Source organism: Murinocardiopsis flavida (assembly GCF_003014485.1).
GTDB classification, from domain to species: domain Bacteria; phylum Actinomycetota; class Actinomycetes; order Streptosporangiales; family Streptosporangiaceae; genus Murinocardiopsis; species Murinocardiopsis flavida.
In genome coordinates this window covers 267,076-285,937 of record NZ_PYGA01000006.1, presented here as the reverse complement: position 1 = coordinate 285,937, position 18,862 = coordinate 267,076, and the positions used below count along the sequence as shown (strand labels likewise).

The 18,862-nt window shown below is 73.9% G+C and carries 15 protein-coding genes; 6 read left to right on the top strand and 9 right to left on the bottom strand.

All coding sequences use genetic code 11. The annotated features are described in order from the left end of the window. Positions 1-10: 10 nt before the first annotated feature. Positions 11-628 (bottom strand): STM3941 family protein, encoded by a 618-nt coding sequence (locus CLV63_RS11375; RefSeq protein ID WP_106582914.1) that lies wholly within the window; start codon positions 626-628, stop codon positions 11-13. Positions 629-804: 176 nt separating this feature from the next. Here CLV63_RS11375 and CLV63_RS11370 point away from each other — a divergent pair, with 176 nt between their 5' ends. Next, a complete protein-coding gene (locus CLV63_RS11370) occupies positions 805-2,268 on the top strand; it encodes a dihydrolipoyl dehydrogenase family protein (protein WP_106582913.1) in 1,464 nt (487 codons plus the stop codon). A gap of 100 nt (positions 2,269-2,368) precedes the next feature. On the opposite strand, the gene CLV63_RS11365 is transcribed toward CLV63_RS11370, so the two are convergent. Further along, a complete protein-coding gene (locus CLV63_RS11365) occupies positions 2,369-4,462 on the bottom strand; it encodes a 3-hydroxyacyl-CoA dehydrogenase NAD-binding domain-containing protein (protein WP_106582912.1) in 2,094 nt (697 codons plus the stop codon). Further along, the gene (locus CLV63_RS11360; RefSeq protein ID WP_106582911.1) at positions 4,459-5,658 is read right to left on the bottom strand and encodes a thiolase family protein; all 1,200 of its coding nucleotides are present in this window, start codon (positions 5,656-5,658) and stop codon (positions 4,459-4,461) included. The genes CLV63_RS11365 and CLV63_RS11360 overlap by 4 nt, the downstream gene beginning before the upstream one ends. A 549-nt stretch (positions 5,659-6,207) precedes the next feature. On the opposite strand from CLV63_RS11360, the gene CLV63_RS11355 reads away from it, so the two are divergent. Continuing rightward, on the top strand, positions 6,208-8,109 hold the full coding sequence (locus CLV63_RS11355; RefSeq protein WP_106582910.1) for an ABC transporter ATP-binding protein: 1,902 nt from the start codon (positions 6,208-6,210) through the stop codon (positions 8,107-8,109). 35 nt (positions 8,110-8,144) lie between these two features. On the opposite strand, the gene CLV63_RS11350 is transcribed toward CLV63_RS11355, so the two are convergent. The 3 genes from CLV63_RS11350 to CLV63_RS11340 all read right to left on the bottom strand — a co-directional run bounded on the left by CLV63_RS11350 (position 8,145) and on the right by CLV63_RS11340 (position 11,287). Then, positions 8,145-9,023: a tetratricopeptide repeat protein gene (locus tag CLV63_RS11350; protein ID WP_394339759.1), complete on the bottom strand. Its 879-nt coding sequence runs from the start codon at positions 9,021-9,023 to the stop codon at positions 8,145-8,147. Positions 9,024-9,258: 235 nt separating this feature from the next. Beyond that, on the bottom strand, positions 9,259-10,539 hold the full coding sequence (locus tag CLV63_RS11345) for a ribonuclease D (protein WP_106582908.1): 1,281 nt from the start codon (positions 10,537-10,539) through the stop codon (positions 9,259-9,261). 151 nt (positions 10,540-10,690) lie between these two features. Continuing rightward, positions 10,691-11,287: a DUF3000 domain-containing protein gene (locus CLV63_RS11340; RefSeq protein WP_106582907.1), complete on the bottom strand. Its 597-nt coding sequence runs from the start codon at positions 11,285-11,287 to the stop codon at positions 10,691-10,693. 237 nt (positions 11,288-11,524) lie between these two features. Here CLV63_RS11340 and hemE point away from each other — a divergent pair, with 237 nt between their 5' ends. Further along, positions 11,525-12,550, top strand: coding sequence for a uroporphyrinogen decarboxylase (gene hemE, locus CLV63_RS11335; protein WP_106582968.1), 1,026 nt, complete (start codon positions 11,525-11,527; stop codon positions 12,548-12,550). Between the two features lie 108 nt (positions 12,551-12,658). On the opposite strand, the gene CLV63_RS11330 is transcribed toward hemE, so the two are convergent. After that, positions 12,659-13,774: a DUF4349 domain-containing protein gene (locus tag CLV63_RS11330; RefSeq protein WP_106582906.1), complete on the bottom strand. Its 1,116-nt coding sequence runs from the start codon at positions 13,772-13,774 to the stop codon at positions 12,659-12,661. A 179-nt stretch (positions 13,775-13,953) separates the two neighbouring features. Between CLV63_RS11330 and hemG the strand changes: the two genes are divergently transcribed. The 3 genes from hemG (at position 13,954) to CLV63_RS11315 (ending at position 17,259) form a co-directional block, all read left to right on the top strand. Then, a complete protein-coding gene (gene hemG, locus CLV63_RS11325) occupies positions 13,954-15,396 on the top strand; it encodes a protoporphyrinogen oxidase (protein ID WP_106582905.1) in 1,443 nt (480 codons plus the stop codon). 273 nt (positions 15,397-15,669) lie between these two features. After that, a complete protein-coding gene (gene hemQ, locus CLV63_RS11320) occupies positions 15,670-16,308 on the top strand; it encodes a hydrogen peroxide-dependent heme synthase (protein ID WP_106582967.1) in 639 nt (212 codons plus the stop codon). 249 nt (positions 16,309-16,557) lie between these two features. After that, positions 16,558-17,259, top strand: coding sequence for a DedA family protein (locus tag CLV63_RS11315; RefSeq protein WP_106582904.1), 702 nt, complete (start codon positions 16,558-16,560; stop codon positions 17,257-17,259). A 91-nt stretch (positions 17,260-17,350) separates the two neighbouring features. On the opposite strand, the gene pssA is transcribed toward CLV63_RS11315, so the two are convergent. Together pssA and CLV63_RS11305 are read right to left on the bottom strand one after the other, a co-directional pair. Beyond that, the gene (pssA, locus tag CLV63_RS11310) at positions 17,351-18,190 is read right to left on the bottom strand and encodes a CDP-diacylglycerol--serine O-phosphatidyltransferase (RefSeq protein WP_394339758.1); all 840 of its coding nucleotides are present in this window, start codon (positions 18,188-18,190) and stop codon (positions 17,351-17,353) included. Then, positions 18,177-18,830: a phosphatidylserine decarboxylase gene (locus CLV63_RS11305; protein WP_106582903.1), complete on the bottom strand. Its 654-nt coding sequence runs from the start codon at positions 18,828-18,830 to the stop codon at positions 18,177-18,179. The genes pssA and CLV63_RS11305 overlap by 14 nt, the downstream gene beginning before the upstream one ends. Positions 18,831-18,862 lie beyond the last annotated feature (32 nt).

The window sequence follows — 18,862 nt, the reverse complement described above, 5'->3', positions numbered from 1 at the left end:
GCCGGGGCGGTCAGGCGCCCTTCCCGTCCTCGTCCTGCGGTGCCGCGGCGGGTTCGCCGCGGCGGTCCTCGAACGGCAGGTCCGGCCGGAACCGGCGGGCCGCCGCCACGATCCCGTCGACGCCGGCGCTCCAGGTGGGGCGGATGTGCGCGGAGTACCGCAGCCGCCACGGCACCTCGACACCCGGTGTGCTGGGCGGCGAGTCGGTCTCGGTGGCCTCGGGCGCCTCGCGCGGCGCCCCCGCCGGGACGAACGCGATGTAGTCGTGGCGCGCGGTGCGTTTGCGGAACGGCAGGATCTGGGAGTGCGCCACGATCGCCGCGACCTCGTCCCAGTGCATGCGCCGGTCGTCGGTGCGGGTCTGCGGCCACGGCACGACGACGGTGACGCCGTCGGAGTCGAGCTCCAGTACGGGGCGGCGCGACAGCCGCGTGGTGGCGGCGAGCAGCCCCCCGCCGCCGCACAGCAGCACCGCCATCCCGCCGATGATGATCCCGCCGGTGGTCCCGCGGAGGATGAGCGCGACCCCGACGGCGGTGAACACCACGCAGCCGACGGTCAGCCAGATGCCGTTCCAGGTGGGGTGGAACCGGTTGACGACCCTGAACGCCTCAGTTGTCTCCGACATTCGCCTAGGATGTCCGATCGCGCCGCGCGCGTCCAGGACCGTGCGGGCGCTCGCGCGAACCCGTCGGCCCGGACACTGGAACCAGCGGGTGCGCGTGCGAAAGAGTAGGGCGGAGCCGGCGGCTCCGGACACCGGTGCCGGGCGGCGGTTCACCGACAGCGCGAAGGGCGGGGCACATGGCAGCCGAGGGCGACGGCATCTGGGACGTGGTGGTCATCGGCGGCGGCCCGCCAGGGGAGAACGCGGCGCAGTACGCGATCCAGGGCACCGGGCGCTCGGCCGTGATCGTCGAGCACGAGCTGGTGGGCGGCGAATGCTCCTACTGGGCGTGCATGCCGAGCAAGGCGCTGCTGCGCCCCATCGAACTGCTCGGCGCGGCCCGCGCGATGCCCGGCGTGCGCGGCATCGTCGCCGGCCGCGAGGTCGACGTCGCCGAGGTCCTGGCGCGCCGCGACGGGTTCACCAGCAACCACGACGACGCGTCGCAGGTGGCCTGGGCCAAGGGCATCGGGATCGACGTGCTGCGCGGACACGGCCGCCTGGTCGGCGAACGGGCCGTGGAGGTGACCGGGCCCGACGGCTCCGTACGAGTGCTGCGCGCCCGCCACGCCGTGGTCATCGCCACCGGCACCACAGCGGCGGTCCCTCCCGTGGACGGTCTGCGCGCCGCCCTGCCCTGGACCTCGCGCGACGTCACGAACCTGCACGAGGTGCCGCGCCGCGTCGTCGTCCTGGGCGGCGGCGTGGTGGCCTGCGAGTCGGCACTGTGGCTGCGCGGGCTGGGCGCCGAGGAGGTCACGGTCCTCGAACGCGGGCCGGGCCTGCTGTCGAAGAGCGAGCCGTTCGCGGGGCGCCTGGTCGCCGACCGGTTCGCCGAGCTGGGGGTGCGGGTCCTGACCGGGACCTCACTGGAGTCGGTGCGCCGCGACGACCCGAAGGACACCGGCGAAGGCCGGGTGCACGGCGGCGCCGTGCACGTCACGGCCGCGGGTACCGGGATCACCGCCGACGAACTGGTCGTGGCGGCCGGCCGCACCCCGAGTACCGGGGATCTGGGGCTTGGCGCGGTGGGCCTTGCGGAGGGCGGCTACGTCGACGTCGAGGACCACCTCGGTGTGCGCGGGGTCGCGGGGGAGTGGCTGTACGCCGTGGGCGACGTGAACGGCCGCGCGCTGCTCACCCACATGGGCAAGTACCAGGCCCGGGTGTGCGGCTCGGTGATCGCGGCCCGCGCCGAGGGGCGCGCCGTCGACGGCCCGAGGTTCCGCGCGTCGGCCGACCACGCCCAGGTGCCGCAGGTGGCGTTCACCGACCCGCAGGTGGCGTCGGTCGGCCTGACCGAGGCGGCGGCGCGCGAGGCGGGCACCGACGTCGAGACCGTCGAACTGGACCTCGCCGCGCTGGCGGGCTCCGCGCTGCTGCGCGACGACTACAAGGGCCGCGCGAAGCTGGTCATCGACCGCGCGACCGACGTCCTGGTGGGCGCCACCTTCGTCGGCCCCGAGACCGCCGAACTGGTGCACGCCGCGACGATCGCCGTGGTCGGCAAGGTGCCCATGGAGACCCTGTGGCACGCGGTGCCGTCCTACCCCACGGTCAGCGAGATCTGGCTCCGCCTCCTGGAATCCCGCGGGTCGTAGGGGCGAGGGCCGCCGCGCTGGAGCGCGGTTCGGCAGGGGCGGGACACGCGGCCCGCGATCCCGGGTGGGGATTGCGGGCCGCGTGGTGGTGCGGGGGCGGTCAGACCGCCTTGGGGCCGTTCGGGTGGAAGCGGGACCCGTTGACCTGTTCGGCGATGCCGGTGCGGTCGAGGTAGGGCGTGATCCCGCCCAGGTGGAACGGCCAGCCGGCGCCGGTGATGAGGCACAGGTCGATGTCGGCCGCCTCGGCGACGACGCCTTCGTCGAGCATCAGCCGGATCTCGCGGGCCAGTGCGCGCAGCGCCCGGTCGAGGATCGCGGCCTCCTCCGACGGCCGGTCGCCGCCGGTGAACAGCGCCTTGACCTCGGGGTCGATCGTGAAGTCGGGCCCGTAGATCGCGGTCTTGCCCGCCTCGACCAGCTTCCGGTGCTGCTCGGACACCGCGAACCGGTCGGGGAACGCGGCGTGCAGGGTCTCCGACACGTGCAGCGCCACGGCCGGCCCGACGAGCTGGAGCAGGAGCAGCGGCGGCATGGGCAGCCCGAGGGGGGCCACGGCGCGGTCGGCCGTCTCGGGCTCGGTGCCCTCCTCGACGGCGGCGAGCACCTCGCCCATGAACAGGGTGAGCAGCCGGTTCACGACGAACGCCGGGGCGTCCTTCACCAGCACCGAGGTCTTCTTCAGGCCCTTGGAGACCGCGAACGCCGTCGCGAGCGCGGCGTCGTCGGTCTGCTCGCCGCGGATGATCTCCAGCAGCGGCAGGACCGCGACCGGGTTGAAGAAGTGGAAGCCGACGACCCGCTCGGGGTGCTTCAGCCCGCCCGCCATCTCCGAGACCGACAGCGAGGAGGTGTTCGTCGCGAGGACCGCCTCGGCGGAGACGTACGCCTCGACCTCGGCGAACACCTGCTGCTTGATCTTCATCTCCTCGAAGACCGCCTCGATGACGAAGTCGGCGTCGGCGAACGCCTCCTTGGTCAGCGACCCCGTGACCAGGCCCTTGAGCCGGTTCGCCTTGTCGGGGGTGACGCGGCCCTTGGCGAGCAGGGTGTCGATCTCGCCGTGGACGTAGCCGACGCCCTTGTCGAGGCGCTCGGCGTCGAGGTCGGTCATGACGACCGGGACGTTGAGGCGGCGGGCGAACAGCAGCGCGAGCTGGCCGGCCATCAGCCCGGCGCCGACGACGCCGACCTTGGTGACCTTGCGGGCGAGGGACTTGTCGGGCGCGCCGGCGGGGCGCTTGGCGCGCTTCTGGTTCAGGTCGAAGGCGTAGAGGCCGGCCTTGAGCTCGTCGCTCATGATGAGGTCGGCGAGCGCCTCGTCCTCGGCGGCGAAGCCTTCGTCGCGGGTGCGGTTCTTGGCGGCGGCGACCAGGTCGAGCGCCCGCACCGGGGCGGGCGCCGCGCCGTGCAGCTTGCCCTCGAGGACGAACCGCGCGGTGTCGACGGCGCGGTCCCACGCATCGCCGCGGTCGACCTCGGGGCGCCGCACCTCGATGTCGCCCTTGACGACCTTCGCGGCCCAGCGCAGCGACTCCTCGACGAAGTCGGCCGGTTCGAAGGAGGCGTCGGCGATGCCCATCTCGCGGACCTTGGGCCCCTTGATCATGCGGTTCTGCGCCAAGGGGTTGTCGATGATGAGCTTGAGCGCCTGCTCGGCGCCGATGAGGTGCGGCAGCAGGTAGGTGCCGCCCCACCCGGGCACGAGGCCGAGGAACGCCTCGGGCAGCGCGAACGCCGGGACCCCGGTGGAGACCGTGCGGTAGCGGCAGTGCAGCGCCAGTTCCACGCCGCCGCCCATGGCCGCGCCGTTGACGAGCGCGAAGGTGGGGATGTCGGACTCGCCGAGCTTGCGGAACACGTCGTGCCCGAGCCTGCCGATGGCGAGCGCCTGGTCGCGGTCCTCGATCCGGGGGACGCCGTTGAGGTCGGCGCCGACGGCGAAGATGAACGGCTTGCCGGTGATGGCGATCGCCGCGATGTCGTCGCGCGCCGTTGCGGCGTCGATCGCCTCGCCCAGGGCGAGCAGTCCGCTGGGGCCGAAGGTGTTGGGCTTGGTGTGGTCGTGGCCGTTGTCGAGGGTGATGAGGACGGCCGTGCCGGCGCCGTAGGGGAGTTCGACGTCGCGGCTGATGGCGCGGGTGACGACCTCGTCGCCGAAGAGCTCCCGCGCTGCCGTGATCGGGCTGCTCACTTGTCCCCCTTGTAGTTGACGTTCTCCCACAGCACGGTCCCGCCCATGCCCATGCCGACGCACATCGTGGTGAGGCCGTAGCGGACGTCGGGCCGCTCGGCGAACTGCCGCGCGAGCTGCATCATGAGCCGCACGCCCGAGGACGCCAGCGGGTGCCCGACGGCGATGGCGCCGCCCCACGGGTTGACGCGGGAGTCGTCGTCGGCGATGCCGAAGTGCTCCAGGAACGCGAGGACCTGGACAGCGAACGCCTCGTTGATCTCGATCAGGCCGATGTCGTCGATGCCCATGCCCTGGCGGGCGAGCAGCCGCTCCGTGGCCGGGACGGGTCCGACGCCCATGACCTCGGGCTCGACCCCCGCGAAGGAGAAGTCGACCAGCCGCATCCTGGCGTCGAGGCCCAGTTCGGCCGCGGTGTCCTCGGCGGCCATGATGGCGCCGGTGGCGCCGTCGTTGAGCCCGGCGGCGTTGCCGGGGGTGACCCGGCCGTGGGCGCGGAACGGGGTCTTCAGCCCGGCGAGGGTCGCCATGGAGGTGTCGGGCCGCGGGGGCTCGTCGGCGCTGGCGAGGCCGAAGCCGAGTTCGGCGGAGCGGACCAGGGTCTCCACGAGGTCCTGCTGGATCTTGCCGTCGGCGTAGGCCTTGGCGGTCTTCTCCTGGCTGCGCACCGCGTAGGCGTCGGCGCGCTCCTTGGTGAGGGAGGGGAAGCGGTCGTGCAGGTTCTCGGCGGTGTTGCCCATGACGAGCGCTTCGGGGTCGACCAGCTTCTCGGAGAGGAAGCGCGGGTTGGGGTCGACGCCCTCGCCCATGGGGTGGCGGCCCATGTGCTCGACGCCGCCCGCGATGACGACGTCGTAGGCGCCGAAGGAGATCCCGGCGGCGGTGGTGGTGACGGCGGTGAGCGCGCCGGCGCACATCCGGTCGATGGCGAAGCCGGGGACGCTGCGGGGCAGCCCTGCGAGGAGAGCGGCGCTGCGCCCGATGGTCAGGCCCTGGTCGCCGATCTGGGTGGTGGCGGCGATGGCCACCTCGTCGATGCGTTCGGGCGGGAGGCCCGGATTGCGCCGGATGAGTTCCCGGATGACCCGGACGACCAGGTCATCGGCGCGGGTCTCGGCATAGAGGCCCTTGCCGGATTTGCCGAACGGGGTTCTTGCCCCATCGACGAACACGACATCGCGGGCGGTTCGCGGCACGATCGCCTCTCCTTAGCTCCAGCGGATGTGGGGCCCGGTGGGCCGGTGCCGGGACGGTGGGATCGGCGGGCACCGGGTGGTCCGGACGCCTCCATACTACTCACGAGTAACTAAGGATGCGAGCCGGTACCGCCCCGGTTCGCGGGCCCCGGGACGCACGTCGGCACCGCGGCCCCCGCGCCCGGCCCGCGGGGGCCGCCGCGCCGGAGGGGGCGGGGTCGAGCGCCCGCGCGGGCGCGGGATGTCAGCGGTGTGTCGGGGCTTTGTCAGGACGGTGGCCGAAACTGGAGGCGACCGCGGCGGCGCGCCGGGGCCGCCGGAGGCGTCAATTTATATTGACAAAACGAACCGGTATGGGTCAACGTGTATTGACCTTCGGACGGCGGTCCGCAAGCAGGGCCGCCCGGACCCGCGGCCCCGGCCGGTGCCGCCGCACGCGCGGCGGCACCGGCCGGAAACAGCGATCAGGAACACCGGCCGGGAACACCGGCCGGGAACACCGGCCGGGAACACCGGGCAGGAACACCGACCACGAACGAGGTGACACCGTTGACGGCATCGGTCACGGCGGCAGAACAGCCGACACCGCCCGCCGAGGAGCACGCCAAGGCTCCCTTGCGGCGCCTGCTCGAATACGCCCGCCCGCACACCGGCGTCCTCGTCTTCGGCGGGGTGCTCACCTTCGCCGGCGGCCTCACCGGGCTCGCCCAGCCTCTGGTCGCCAAGCTCGTCATCGACGCGCTGTCCGACGGCGCGTCCCTGACCCGCCCCCTCCTGCTCCTGGGCGCCCTGGTCGTCGGCGGGGCCGTGCTCACTGCCATCGGGATGTACGTGCTGGAACGCACGGCGCAGAGCATCGTGCTGGCGGCACGCTCCCAGCTCGTCGCGCGGCTGCTGCGGCTGCGCGTGGCCGAGGTCGACCGGTTGAAGCCCGGCGACCTCGTCTCGCGGGTCACGGCCGACACCACCCTGCTCCGCTCCGTCGCGACCAGCAGCATCAGCCAGGCCGTCAGCGCGTCGCTGCTGCTCCTCGGCGGCCTCGTGCTCATGGCGGTCATGGACCTCGTGCTGTTCGGCGTCACGATCGCCGTGCTGCTCGGCCTCGCCGTCGTGATGGGCGTGGTCATGCCGCGGATCAACCGCGCGACCATCGCCGGCCAGGCCGCGATCGGCGAAATGGGGTCGCTGCTGGAGCGGGCCTTCGGCGCGTTCCGCACCGTCAAGGCCAACGGCGCCGAGGCGGCCGAGACCCGCAGGCTCGACGCCGCGGCGCTGACGGCCTGGCGCAAGGGCGTGGACGTCGCCGGGTGGACCGCCCTGTCGGGCTCGGTCGCGGGGCTCGCCGTGAACCTCGCGTTCCTCACCGTGCTCGGCGTGGGCGGGGCGCGGGTGGCGGCGGATTCGCTGGAGATCTCGTCGCTGATCGCGTTCCTGCTGCTGCTCTTCTACCTCATCGAGCCGATCAGCGGCCTCGTGCAGGCGGCGACCGAGGTCCAGGGCGGGCTCGCCGCCATCCACCGCATCGACGAGGTCGGCACCCTGCGGCGCGAACACACCGAGGACGCGGACACCGACGCGGACACCGACGCCCACGAGGGCAAGGAAGCGCACGGGGGCGAGAACGGGGACAGGGACGCGGACGGGTCGGGCGCCGCCGCGGCCGCCCGGAGGGCCGTCGCAGGCAACGGCGCCGCGCCGCGCGGCGGCGGCCCGGTGTCGGTGGCGTTCGACGGCGTCGGGTTTCGCTACACACCCGACCTGCCGCCGGTGCACCGCGGCGTCACCTTCGAGGCGCCTGCGGGCGGCCTGACCGCGCTCGTCGGCCCGTCGGGTGCCGGCAAGACCACCGTGTTCTCGCTGCTGGAGCGCTTCTACGACGCCACGTCCGGCCGCGTGCTGGTCGACGGCGCCGACGTGCGCGACTGGCCGCTCGCGGCGCTGCGGTCCGCCATCGCCTACGTCGAACAGGACGCCCCCGTTCTCGACGGCACCCTGCGCGAGAACCTGCTGCTGGGCGCGCCGGACGCCGACGACGACGCGATCGCAGAGGTGGTGCGCCGGGCCCGGCTGGGCGACCTCACGGAGCGGCTCCCCGACGGCGTCGACAGCCTGGTCGGGCACCGCGGGACCACGATCTCCGGCGGCGAGCGGCAGCGGGTCGCCATCGCGCGCGCCCTGCTCCGGCGGCCCCGGCTGCTCCTGATGGACGAGGCGACCTCGCAGCTCGACGCCGCCAACGAGGCGGCGCTCAAGCAGGTCATGCTCGACGCGGCGCGCGAGACCAGCGTCATGGTCGTGGCGCACCGGCTGTCGACGGTGGTCAGAGCCGACCGGATCGTCGTCCTGGACGCCGGAGCCGTGCGCGCGGTGGGTACCCACGCCGAGCTGGTGGCGGCCGACGAGCTGTACAGCGACCTCGCCGCATCGCAGTTCCTGACCGCCGACGCCTGAGTCGGCCCGCCTGAGCGGGCCCGCCTGAGCGGGGCTCAGAACAGCGCCGCGGCCTCCTTCTCGCTGCCGATGGCGCGCAGGGCGCCGGCGAGGTCGCGGCGGACCCGCATGGTGAGCAGCCGGACCTCCGGGTCGCCGGCGGCGCTCAGGCAGCGGCGGTAGGCGGTGCGGAGGTGCTCGACGGCTTCGAGGTCGCGGCCCGCCTTGCGGTAGGCGAGGGCGAGCCGGTGCAGCACGGCGAGTGTGTCGTGGTGCTTGCTGCCCAGCCGCCGGGTGCGCTGCGCCAGGACCATGCGCAGCTGCGGCGCCGCGTCGTCGTGCCGGCCGGCGGCCCCGAGGGCCTTGGCGAGGCCGAGGCGCAGCTTGTCGAGGCTCTGCGGGGTGGCGCCGGTGGCGTCCTCGATGGCGCGCTCGTAGTGCACGATGGCGGCGTCGGAGCTGCCCGTGCGGCGGTAGCAGTCGGCGAGCCGGGTGCGCGCGGCGACGGTCTCGTCGGCGCCCGCGCCGAGCCGGTTCTGGCGCTGGGTGAGCAGCACCTCCCAGAGCGACGCGGCGTCGGCGTAGCGCCCGGTGTCCTCGTAGCTCAGCGCGAGGTTCTCGCGGATGACGTCGGTCTGCGGGTGCTCCTCGCCGAGCGCGGGGACGGCGTCGGCGAGCGCCTGCTCGAACTGGGCGACGGCGGAGGACCTGCGGCCGATCTGCGCGTACTTGCTCGCGAGGTTGTTGCGGGCCGCGATGCTGCGCGGGTGGGCGGTGCCGAGGGTGTCGACGTACTCGTGCAGGGTCTGTTCGAGCCGGGCGGCGCGCTCACCCGGGGTGTCGCCGGACGTCTGCGCGCGCTCCGCGACGAGCCGGGTGTCGATGGGGGAGGTCGGGAACCCGCTCTTCCGCAGCAGGGACCGCCAGACCGACACCGTACTCACCCTTCCCGACCGTTCCGCCGAACCGGTTGCCGCGGCCGCGCGACCGCCCCCGGCCGCGGAGCGGAGGGGCGGGGTGCACGGCATCGCCGCAACAACAACACAATTGGATAACTTAGTCCGGGTTCGGGGTGGCGTACAGCCGCCGACACGGTCCGGCCATGGGTGAATTGCGTCACCTGTGGCGCTGATTGGGTTATATGTCGCCCAATGTCCGGATTGCAGTCCGTTATTTCGCGCCCGCCGCGCCGCGCAGCGCCTCGGCGAGGATCTCGGCCGTCAGGCCGACCTGCCATTCGCGGGCGTGGTGCTCCCGGAGGTGCGCGGCGACGGTGTCGGCCGAGACGGGGCTCGGCGGCGACCACGCCAACCGGCGCACGGTGTCGGGTTGCAGGAGGTTCTCGGTGGGCATGACCACCCGTTCGGCGACACCGCCGACCGCCGAGCGCGCGGCGTCGAGGCGCTTGGCCGCGGCGGGATCGCGGTCGGCCCACCGGTTGGCGGGCGGCGGGCCGTCGCCGGGCGCGCTCGGCTGCGGCAGCTCGGCCGAGCTGAGCTCGCGCGCGCGGTCGACCGACTTCAGCCACGTGGGCACGTAGCGGCGGGCCAGCCGGACCCCGAACTGCTTGATGGCGACGAGGTCGGCCTGGCTGCGCGGCATGGCGAGCGCGGCGTCGACGATCGCGGCGTCGGGCAGCACCCGGCCGGGGGAGATGTCGCGCTCCCTGGCGATGCGGTCGCGCTCGTTCCACAGCTCCCTGACCACGCCGAGCGCCCGCTGGTTGCGCACCCGGTGGATCCCCGAGGTGCGCCGCCACGGGTCGGTCCGCGGCTCCTTCGGCGGGGCGGCGAGGACGCCGGCGAACTCCTCGCGCGCCCACTCCAGCTTCCCGGCCTCGGCCAGCTCGGATTCGAGGCGGTCGCGCAGCTCGACGAGGATCTCGACGTCGAGCGCCGCGTAGCTCAGCCAGTCGTGCGGCAGCGGCCGCACCGACCAGTCGACGGCCGAGTGCTCCTTGGCGAGCCGCACGCCGAGGACCCGCTCGACCATCGAACCGAGGCCGACCCGCTGGTAGCCGAGCAGCCGCCCGGCGAGCTCGGTGTCGAACAGCGTGGCGGGGCGCAGATGCACCTCGCTGAGGCACGGCAGGTCCTGGTGGGCGGCGTGCAGCACCATCTCGGCGCCGTCGAGCACGGCGGAGAGGGACCCGAGGTCCGGGCAGGCGATGGGGTCGATGAGCGCGGACCCGGCGCCGTCGCGCCGCAGTTGCACGAGGTAGGCGCGCTGCCCGTAGCGGTAGCCGGAGGCGCGCTCGGCGTCGACGGCCACGGGGCCGGAACCCGCGGCGAACGCGTCGACCGCCTCGGCGAGGGCGGCGGGATCGGCGACGACGGGCGGCACGCCGTCGCGGGGTTCCCGCAGCAGGGGTGCCTGCTCGGCATCGTCGGCGGTGTCCTGCGTCGGTGCGGGATCGGAGTCGCCGGTTCTTGGGTTCAGCACGTTCGCCACACCACCACGTTATGCGGTCCTGTCGGCCGTCCTGCCGACGGGGTCACCCGATACCGGCCTGACCTGCGCCGCGACAGAGCGGCAGCCGCCCGAGAGCATCGGGGCGCCGGCACCGGCGGGATGTTCCGCGGCGGCGGGCCCGCCCCGCGGCTCAGCTCTCGGAGCGCGAACGGCGGCTGATGTCGGTGACGTCCACCGGCGGCAGCCCGCCGGCGGACGCGAGCAGGTCCACCCACACGGCCATGTGCGCGGCCAGGTCGTCCCCGGTGGGGGTCCAAGAGGCGCGGAGCTCCAACTCCGTGGTCGTGGGCTGTTCCGACTTCGCGGCGAAGCCCTCGGTCGTCGCGCGGGTGACGGTCCCGCTCAGCGTGTGGTGCCCCGCGCCGCGGTCGGCCAGCGCGTCGGTCAGCCAGCTCCACGCCACCCGGCCGAGCAGCGGGTCGATCGAGATCTCCGGTTCCAGGTCGGCGCTCACGTAGGCGACCACCCGGAACGGTCCCGGCCAGTCGCGGGTGTCGTCGGGGTCGTACAGCACGATCAGCCGGCCGAAGGCAGCGTCGTCGTCGTCCGCGCCGCCGCGGTCGGGCGCGTGGACCGTCGCCGTCATGGCGACCGAGTGCGGGGCAAGGCGCTGCGGCGCTGGGATGTCTTCGACCACGACCTCAGGCCGTACGGCCTGGGACCGCAGGCTCTCGACCGCGCGCTGAAAGGCGGGCGGGGCGTCGTCGACCCTACCGAGAGGGGGCATGATGGTGAGGTCAGCCTTAATCGTCTGCTGGACAGTGCCGTCGGTGCCACCTTGCTGCGGGGGATGGCACGCGGCGGTCGAACACCACCGACCGTGGCACGCCGGCGGGCCCGCGCCGGGGAGCTTTTCCGGCGTGTCGGCGTTTTGTGATGATCTTGGGATGTCGCCGCCGCGCACCGCCGACACCCCTACCGGGCGCGCCGCCCCCTCCGGGCATGGCACGATCGGAATGTGACGCTGCACGACTCTCCATTCCTCCGCGCCTGCCGCCGGCTCCCGGTGGACCACACTCCGGTCTGGTTCATGCGCCAGGCGGGCCGCTCCCTGCCCGAATACCGACGCGTCCGCGCCGACGTCCCGATGCTCGAGGCGTGCGCGCGCCCCGACATGATCGTCGAGATCACGATGCAGCCGGTGCGCCGGCACGACGTCGACGCCGCCATCTACTTCAGCGACATCGTGGTGCCGCTGAAGGCCATCGGCATCGACCTCGACATCCGCACGGGTGTCGGCCCGGTCGTCGCCGAGCCCATCCGCGACGACAGCGGTGTGAAACGGCTGCGCGACATCGAACCCGACGACGTCGGCTTCGTGTCCGAGGCCGTGGGGCGCCTGGTCGAGGAGCTCGACGGCCGGCCGCTCATCGGCTTCGCCGGCGGCCCGTTCACCCTCGCGTCGTACCTCATCGAGGGCGGGCCGTCCAAGAACCACGAGCGCACCAAGGCGCTCATGTACGGCGAGCCCGAGACCTGGGCCGAGCTGATGCGGCGCCTGTCGGCCATCACCCTCGGCTTCCTCAAGGTCCAGATCGACGCCGGCGCCAGCGCGGTGCAGCTGTTCGACTCCTGGGCGGGCGCGCTGAGCGCCGAGGACTACCGCGACAACGTGCTGCCGTACTCCGCGTCGATCTTCGCGGCCCTCGCCGACCGCGAGGTGCCGCGCATCCACTTCGGTGTCGGCACCGGTGAGCTGCTCAGCCTGCTCAGCGAGGCCGGCGCCGATGTCGTCGGCGTCGACTGGCGGGTGCCGCTCGACAAGGCGGCCCAGCGGGTCCAGCCGGGCACGGCGCTCCAGGGCAACCTCGACCCCGCGACCCTGTTCGCCCCGTGGGAGGCGGTCGAGGAGCGCGCCCGCAGCGTGCTCGACCGCGGCCGGGCCGCCGAGGGCCACATCTTCAACCTCGGGCACGGTGTGCTGCCCAACACCGACCCCGACATGCTCACGCGCCTCACCGAGTTCGTCCACGAAGAGACCCGGCGCTAGGCGCGCCGCCGCGGCAGGAAGGCTGCGGGGGCCGGGGCACGTCAGCGCAATGGGGGCCGCCCGCCGGAACGGCGGGCGGCCCCCACTGTCGTTCGGCGCGGCGCCGAGTCAGGCCCTGCCGTCCGGGCCGTCCGACGCGGCGTCACCGGGGGAGTCGGACGTCTCGGGGGACTCGGCGGGCGCATCGGCCGGGGCGTCGCCCTTGCGCGGCGCAGCGGCGCCGGCCCGCACGGCGGGCTTCGCGGCGGCGGGGTTCCGCGCTGCGCGGGCGCGCCTGCGCCGCCACCACAGTGCGGGCGGCGCCGCCAGCAGCGCGAGGACCGCGGCGAACGGCAGCAGGGTGCCGATCACCACGAGCGCGCCCTGCCCGACGTCGACCAGTGCGGCCCACCCCTGGCGCAGCCCGCCGAGGAAGCCGATGCTGTCGTCGGGTTCGCGGTCGGGGACGAAGGAGTCCGGCGGCATCAGCTCCAGGTTGATGGTGGCGTAGGTGGTCTGGCTCTTGAGCGACTCCTGGCGCGCCTGGAGGGACTCCAGCTCCGACGTGCGGGTGTTGATCTCGGTCTCGACGGCGAGCACGTCGGGGACCGACTCGGCGTCGTCGAGGAGCCCGCGCAGCCGCTTGAGGGTGGCCTTCGCCGAGGTCACCCTGCTGTCGACGTCGGCGACCTGCTCTGTGACGTCGTCGACCTGGCTCTGGAGGTCCACCTGGCGGCCGAGGTCGCCCATGGCGTCCAGGGCGTCCTCGTAGCGCTTCTCGGGCACCTTGAGGGTGACGCTGCCGCGGGGGACGCCGGCCGATTCGCTGTTGAGGGTCTGCCCGGCGACGTAGCCGTCGGCGTCGTCGACCCACGCCTTGGCGTCGTCCACGGCGGCGGCCACGTTCTTCACCTCGACGGAGAGGTCGGCGGTGTGCACGACCTCGCGGTCGGCGATCTCGGCGTCCCCGGCGGCGCCGCCCCCGGATCCGCTCTCGGCGCCGGATCCGGAGCCCTTGTCCGCCTGCTGGTCGGCCGCCTCGGGTCCGGCGTCGGGTCCGGCCTCGGGGGCGCCGCGGCCGGCGCCGCCGTCGCTGTTCTCCTGCGGCGCCGGCGCGATGTCGCTGGACGCCTGCGGGTCGGCCCCGCAGCCGGCGAGCAGCAGGACGGCGAGGATCGGGGTGAGGACGAGCGCCGCCGCGCGCGCACGGCGGCCGGGCGGTCTGGGGGTGCGATTGGTGTCCATGCGGCTGTGACGCGCTCCCCGGTGTCCGGCGTTGCAGGCCGCCGGTAACGTCTGGGTCACGCGGCCGCCCGCTGCGGCGGCGGGCCGGTGACGTCGGGGGTCGTGCGCCGCTTCCGGCCCCCGCACGGCAACGCGGGGCCGGAACGTGCTACCCCGAACCGTCTGCCAAGCTGGGATCCATGCAGACGAAACCGCACGTGGTGGTGGTCGGCGGCGGTGTGTCCGGGCTCACGGCCGCGCACCGGCTGGCCGGATCCGGCCACGAGGTGACCGTGCTGGAGTCCGCGCCGCGCCTCGGCGGGAAGATCGCCGGCTCGCCGGTCGCGGGGGTCGCCGTCGACTCCGGTGCCGAGTCGGTCCTCGCGCGGCGGCCCGAGGCGCTCGACCTGTTCAGCGAACTGGGCCTGGACGACCGCGTGGTGCACCCGGCGCCGGTGGGCGCGCGCATCTACAGCAGGGGCGCGCTGCGCACGCTGCCGCGCAACCACGTCATGGGCGTCCCCGGCGACCTGCTGGAGCTGGCCCGCAGCGGGATCGTGTCGCCGGCCGGGGTGCTGCGCGCGGCCCGCGACCTTGTCTGGCCCCGCACACCGGTGCGCGGCGACGTGCCGGTCGCGGCCTACATCGGAATCCGGCTCGGCGCCGAGGTCGTGGACCGCATGGTCGAACCGCTGCTCGGCGGGGTGTACGCCGGGCGCGCCGACCGCCTGTCCCTCGACTCCACCCTGCCGCAGATCGCGTCGATGGCGCGCGCGGAGCGGTCGCTGCTGGCCGCGGCGGGCAGGGCCCGCGCCGCGGCCCCCGCCGGCCCGCCGGCGCCGGTCTTCGCGGGCCTGCGCGGCGGGCTGAGCACACTCGTCGACGCTCTCGCCGACGCCCTCGCCGCGCGGTCCGGCCTCGTCCGCACCGGGACGACGGTGCGCGGCCTCGACCGCCGCCCCGGCGGCGGCTGGACGCTGACCACCGGATCGGCCTGCCACCCCGCGACCGTCGACGCCGACGGCGTGGTCCTCGCCGCGCCGGGCCCCGCGGCGTCGCGGCTGCTGCGCGCGGAGGCGCCCGGGGCGGCGCGCGCCCTGGCCGAGATCGACTACGCCGGAATGGCCATCGTCACCCTCGCCTACCGTGCCGCGGCGTTCCCCGAGCCGCCGGCGGGCAGCGGCTTCCTCGTCCCCGCGGGCGAGGGCCGCGCCATCAAGGCCGCGACCTTCAGCAGCGTCAAGTGGCCCTGGCTGGCCGAGGAGCTGCGGGCCGCGCACCCCGGCGAGGAACTGGTCCTGGTCCGCTGCTCCATCGGGCGCGCGGGCGAGGCGGCCGTGCTCCAGCGCGGCGACGGCGAACTCGCGGCGCTGGCAGCGGCCGACCTCTCCGCCATCACCGGCGTCGCCGGTCCACCGGTCGACCGCAGGGTCACCCGGTGGGGCGGCGGGCTGCCCCAGTACACGGTGGGCCACGCCGACCGCATCGGCCGCGCCCGCTCCGCCGTCGCCCCCCTGCCCGGCCTCGCCCTCGCGGGGGCCGCCTACGACGGTGTGGGCATTCCCGCCTGCATCGCCGCGGGAGAGGGCGCGGCCGCGGAGGTGGCGGCGGAGCTCGCCGGGCCCGCGCACCAGGCGGCGTGACACCTGCGGCCGGGCGGCGCACGCGCGCCGCCCACCCGGCACACGGCCGCCACGCACCGGCGCGGCGTCGCCGCGACCGGCCGCGTTCGAGCACGACAGTCCACGACAAGGTGCGACCGGCCATGACACGCATGGCCGGCCGCGACCGACCACCACCGGCACCAACCGACATGGCCAGATCAAGATGGCCAGACAAGGGAGTCACCCGTGACCACAGCCCACGACCACGCAGCACCGGGGGCCGAGGAGCTCAACAGCCTGATCCGCTACACCATGTGGTCGGTCTTCCAGGCCGGCGACCTGACCGGGCTGGACCGCTCCGCGTCGGCCGCCGAGCTGACCGCGCTGATCGACGGCGCCGACGGGGTCACCACCCGCGGCGTCTACGACGTCCAGGGCTTCCGCGCCGACGCCGACTTCATGTTCTGGTGGATCGCCGACTCACCGGAGGCCGTGCAGGACATGTACGCCTCGTTCCGGCGCACCGCGCTCGGCCGCGCGTCGCGCCCGGTGTGGTCGGTCGTGGGCCTGCACCGCCCCGCCGAGTTCAACCGCGGGCACGTCCCCGCCTTCCTCTCGGGGGAGGAGCCGCGCGCGAACATCTGCGTGTACCCGTTCGTGCGGTCCCTGGAGTGGTACCTGCTGCCCGACGACGAGCGGCGCACCATGCTCGCCGAGCACGGCCGCATGGCGGCGCCCTACCCCGACGTCCGCGCCAACACGGTGTCCACCTTCGCCCTCAGCGACTACGAGTGGATGCTCGCCTTCGAGGCCGACGAGATGCACCGCATCGTGGACCTCATGCGCCACCTGCGCGCGGCCGAGGCGCGCCGGCACACGCGGCTGGAGGTGCCGTTCTACACCGGGCGCCGCAAGAGCGTCGCGGAACTGGTGGACGCGCTGCCGTTCTGACGCGGGTCCGGCGCGGGGCGAGCGCTGGGCGGGGCCCGCGGGACAGCCGTCCCGCGGGGGCGACTCTGCTATAAAGAAGGCCAATCCGCGAGATCCGAGACCCCGGTCGGCGTGCCGCCCGTGTGGGCCGCCGGTTCCACCGTGGCCCCTCTCGCGCATCCCGAAGGCCCGCCTTCGCCCTCATGACGGCGCCGCTGCCCGACCCCGCGGCCGCCCCGCCCCTCTCACGCGCATGGAGTTGCATCCGAAATGGGATCGCCCGACTGGTCCGTTACGCTCGCCGCCGCCGATCCCGCCGTGGACCCGTCCGCGGGCTACGAGGGGTTCATCGGCTGGGTGCTGACCCTCATGACCGACCTCGGCGAGGTCGGCGTGGGTCTCGCGCTGCTCATCGAGACCTTCTTCCCGCCCATGCCCAGTGAGGCGGTGCTGCCGGGCGCGGGATTCCTCGCCTACGAGGGGGAGATGAACGTCTGGCTCGCCATCGTGGCGGCCACCCTCGGCGCCCTGGTCGGCGCGTGGGGCTTCTACGCCATCGGCGCGCTGCTGGGCCGCGACCGCACCAAGTGGCTGGTCGAGAAGACCCCGCTGCTGGAGGTCGAGGACTTCTACAAGGCCGAGCGCTTCTTCACCCGCTGGGGCGGGCTCGCGGTGCTGGTCGGGCGCTGCGTGCCGATCGTGCGCAGTTTCGTGTCGATCCCCGCCGGCATCGAGCGGATGAACTTCTGGCGCTTCTCGTTCTACACGACGGTCGGCAGCGCCGCGTGGAACGGCCTGTGGATCGGCCTGGGCTACGGCTTCGGCCCCGTGATCAAGCCGGTGCTGGAGGAGTGGAGCGGCATCCTCAGCTACGTCGTGGTCGCCATCATCGGCCTGCTGATGCTGTGGTTCGTGGTGGTGCGGGTGCGCAAGATCCTCGCCAACCGCCAGGAGCGCCCAGTCGCACGCTGAGACGACGAAAGGCCGGAGGGGGCCCCATCCATCGGATGGGCCCCCTCCGGCCTTTTCGCGCCGCCTGAGCGGCGCCGCGGCGCGTCCGGTGTCAGCTCTCGCCGACGGCCCGGAGCGCCTCCTCCTCGTCCCGGCGGTGCTGCTGGCGGGTCGCCAGCACGTAGAACGGGACGAGCAGGATCAGCAGCAGCACCGGCACCGCGCCGGCGTACAGCAGCGCGTCGGCCATGGGGGCGTCCATGGCCCACCCGGCCAGGCACGCCACGCTGACCATGATCCAGGCGAGCACCATGTAGGCGGTGCGGCCGCGCGGCTTGGGGTACTCGACCTGGCTGACCATCAGCCAGGCGATGAGCAGCACGGCGCCGATGCCGACGTAGAGCGGGGGGTCGAGCAGCACGACGGTGATGACAGCCATCGCGCCGAACGGGCACGGCATGCCGGTGAAGTTGTCGTTCGCCGGGGTCTGGCAGGAGAAGCGCGCCAGGCGCACCACGACCGCGAGGAGGACGGCGGCCGCGGCGACGAGGGGGAGCACGCTGCGGTCCTCGGGGCCGAGGGTGCCCCAGGTGACGACGAAGAACGCGGGCGCGAAGCCGAAGCTGATGACGTCGGCGAGGTTGTCGAGCTCGGCGCCCATGCCGCTGCCGCCGAGCTTGCGCGCCACCCGGCCGTCGAACAGGTCGAACGCCGCGGCGAGGAGCAGCAGGATGACCGCGACGGCGAGTTCGCTGCGGCCCAGCGGGCCGGAGATGCCCGCGGCGATCTGGCCGACCTGGGCGGCGGCGAGGTGCCACACCGCCATGAACCCGCACAGGGCGTTGCCGAGTGTGAGGTAGTCGGCGAGGACGAGCCGCATGCGCGGCGCGGGTTCCCCGCCGACGGCACCGGCGGGCGCGGTGCCGGCGACCACTTGGTCAGTCGCTGTCAAGGCGGGTTTCCCCGGCACGAACCTTCTGACCGACCTCCACCGCCGGGGTGACTCCGGCCGGCAGGTAGACGTCGACGCGTGATCCGAACCGGATGAGACCGATCCTCTCGCCCTGCTCCACTTTCTGCCCTTGAGCGAAATACGGGACGATCCGCCGGACCATCGCCCCGGCGATTTGGATGACCGTGACCTCACCGATCTCGGTTTCAAAGGTCCAGATGACGCGTTCATTACGCTCGCTGTCCTTGTCGAAAGCAGGTCGAAAGCCCCCGGGGCGGTGCTCGATGCCGGTCACGATGCCCGCGATAGGGGCGCGGTTCACGTGCACGTTGAGCGGGTTCATGAATACGGCGACGCGGGTCGTGCCGTCGGGCTGGGCCTCGACGGACTGCACGACGCCGTCGGCCGCGGAGATGAACCGGCCGGTGGCGGGTCCGCGCTCGGGGTCGCGGAAGAACCATGCCATGCCCGCGGCCAGGCCGACCGCCGGTGCCGCCAGGGCCGCGCGGGTGCGCGAGCCGCGGGCCGCGATGACGGCGGCGCCCGCGAGTGCGCACGCGGGCAGCAGCCACGGCGCCGAGCCGCGCGCCATGCGGACGCGCGGGCGGTGGTGGTCGACGGAATAGTTGTCGTCGGTCATTGGGAGCTTTCAGTTCAAAAGCCGGTAAAGGC

Excerpts from the sequence above, each read along its gene's own strand:
- CLV63_RS11370 (WP_106582913.1), top strand. The coding sequence starts at position 805 with ATGGCAGCCGAGGGCGACGGCATCTGGGACGTGGTGGTCATCGGCGGC.
- CLV63_RS11375 (WP_106582914.1), bottom strand. The coding sequence starts at position 628 with ATGTCGGAGACAACTGAGGCGTTCAGGGTCGTCAACCGGTTCCACCCC.
- hemQ (WP_106582967.1), top strand. The coding sequence starts at position 15,670 with ATGTGGTCGGTCTTCCAGGCCGGCGACCTGACCGGGCTGGACCGCTCC.
- CLV63_RS11315 (WP_106582904.1), top strand. The coding sequence starts at position 16,558 with ATGGGATCGCCCGACTGGTCCGTTACGCTCGCCGCCGCCGATCCCGCC.
- CLV63_RS11330 (WP_106582906.1), bottom strand. The coding sequence starts at position 13,774 with ATGGACACCAATCGCACCCCCAGACCGCCCGGCCGCCGTGCGCGCGCG.
- CLV63_RS11305 (WP_106582903.1), bottom strand. The coding sequence starts at position 18,830 with ATGACCGACGACAACTATTCCGTCGACCACCACCGCCCGCGCGTCCGC.
- hemG (WP_106582905.1), top strand. The coding sequence starts at position 13,954 with ATGCAGACGAAACCGCACGTGGTGGTGGTCGGCGGCGGTGTGTCCGGG.
- CLV63_RS11340 (WP_106582907.1), bottom strand. The coding sequence starts at position 11,287 with ATGCCCCCTCTCGGTAGGGTCGACGACGCCCCGCCCGCCTTTCAGCGC.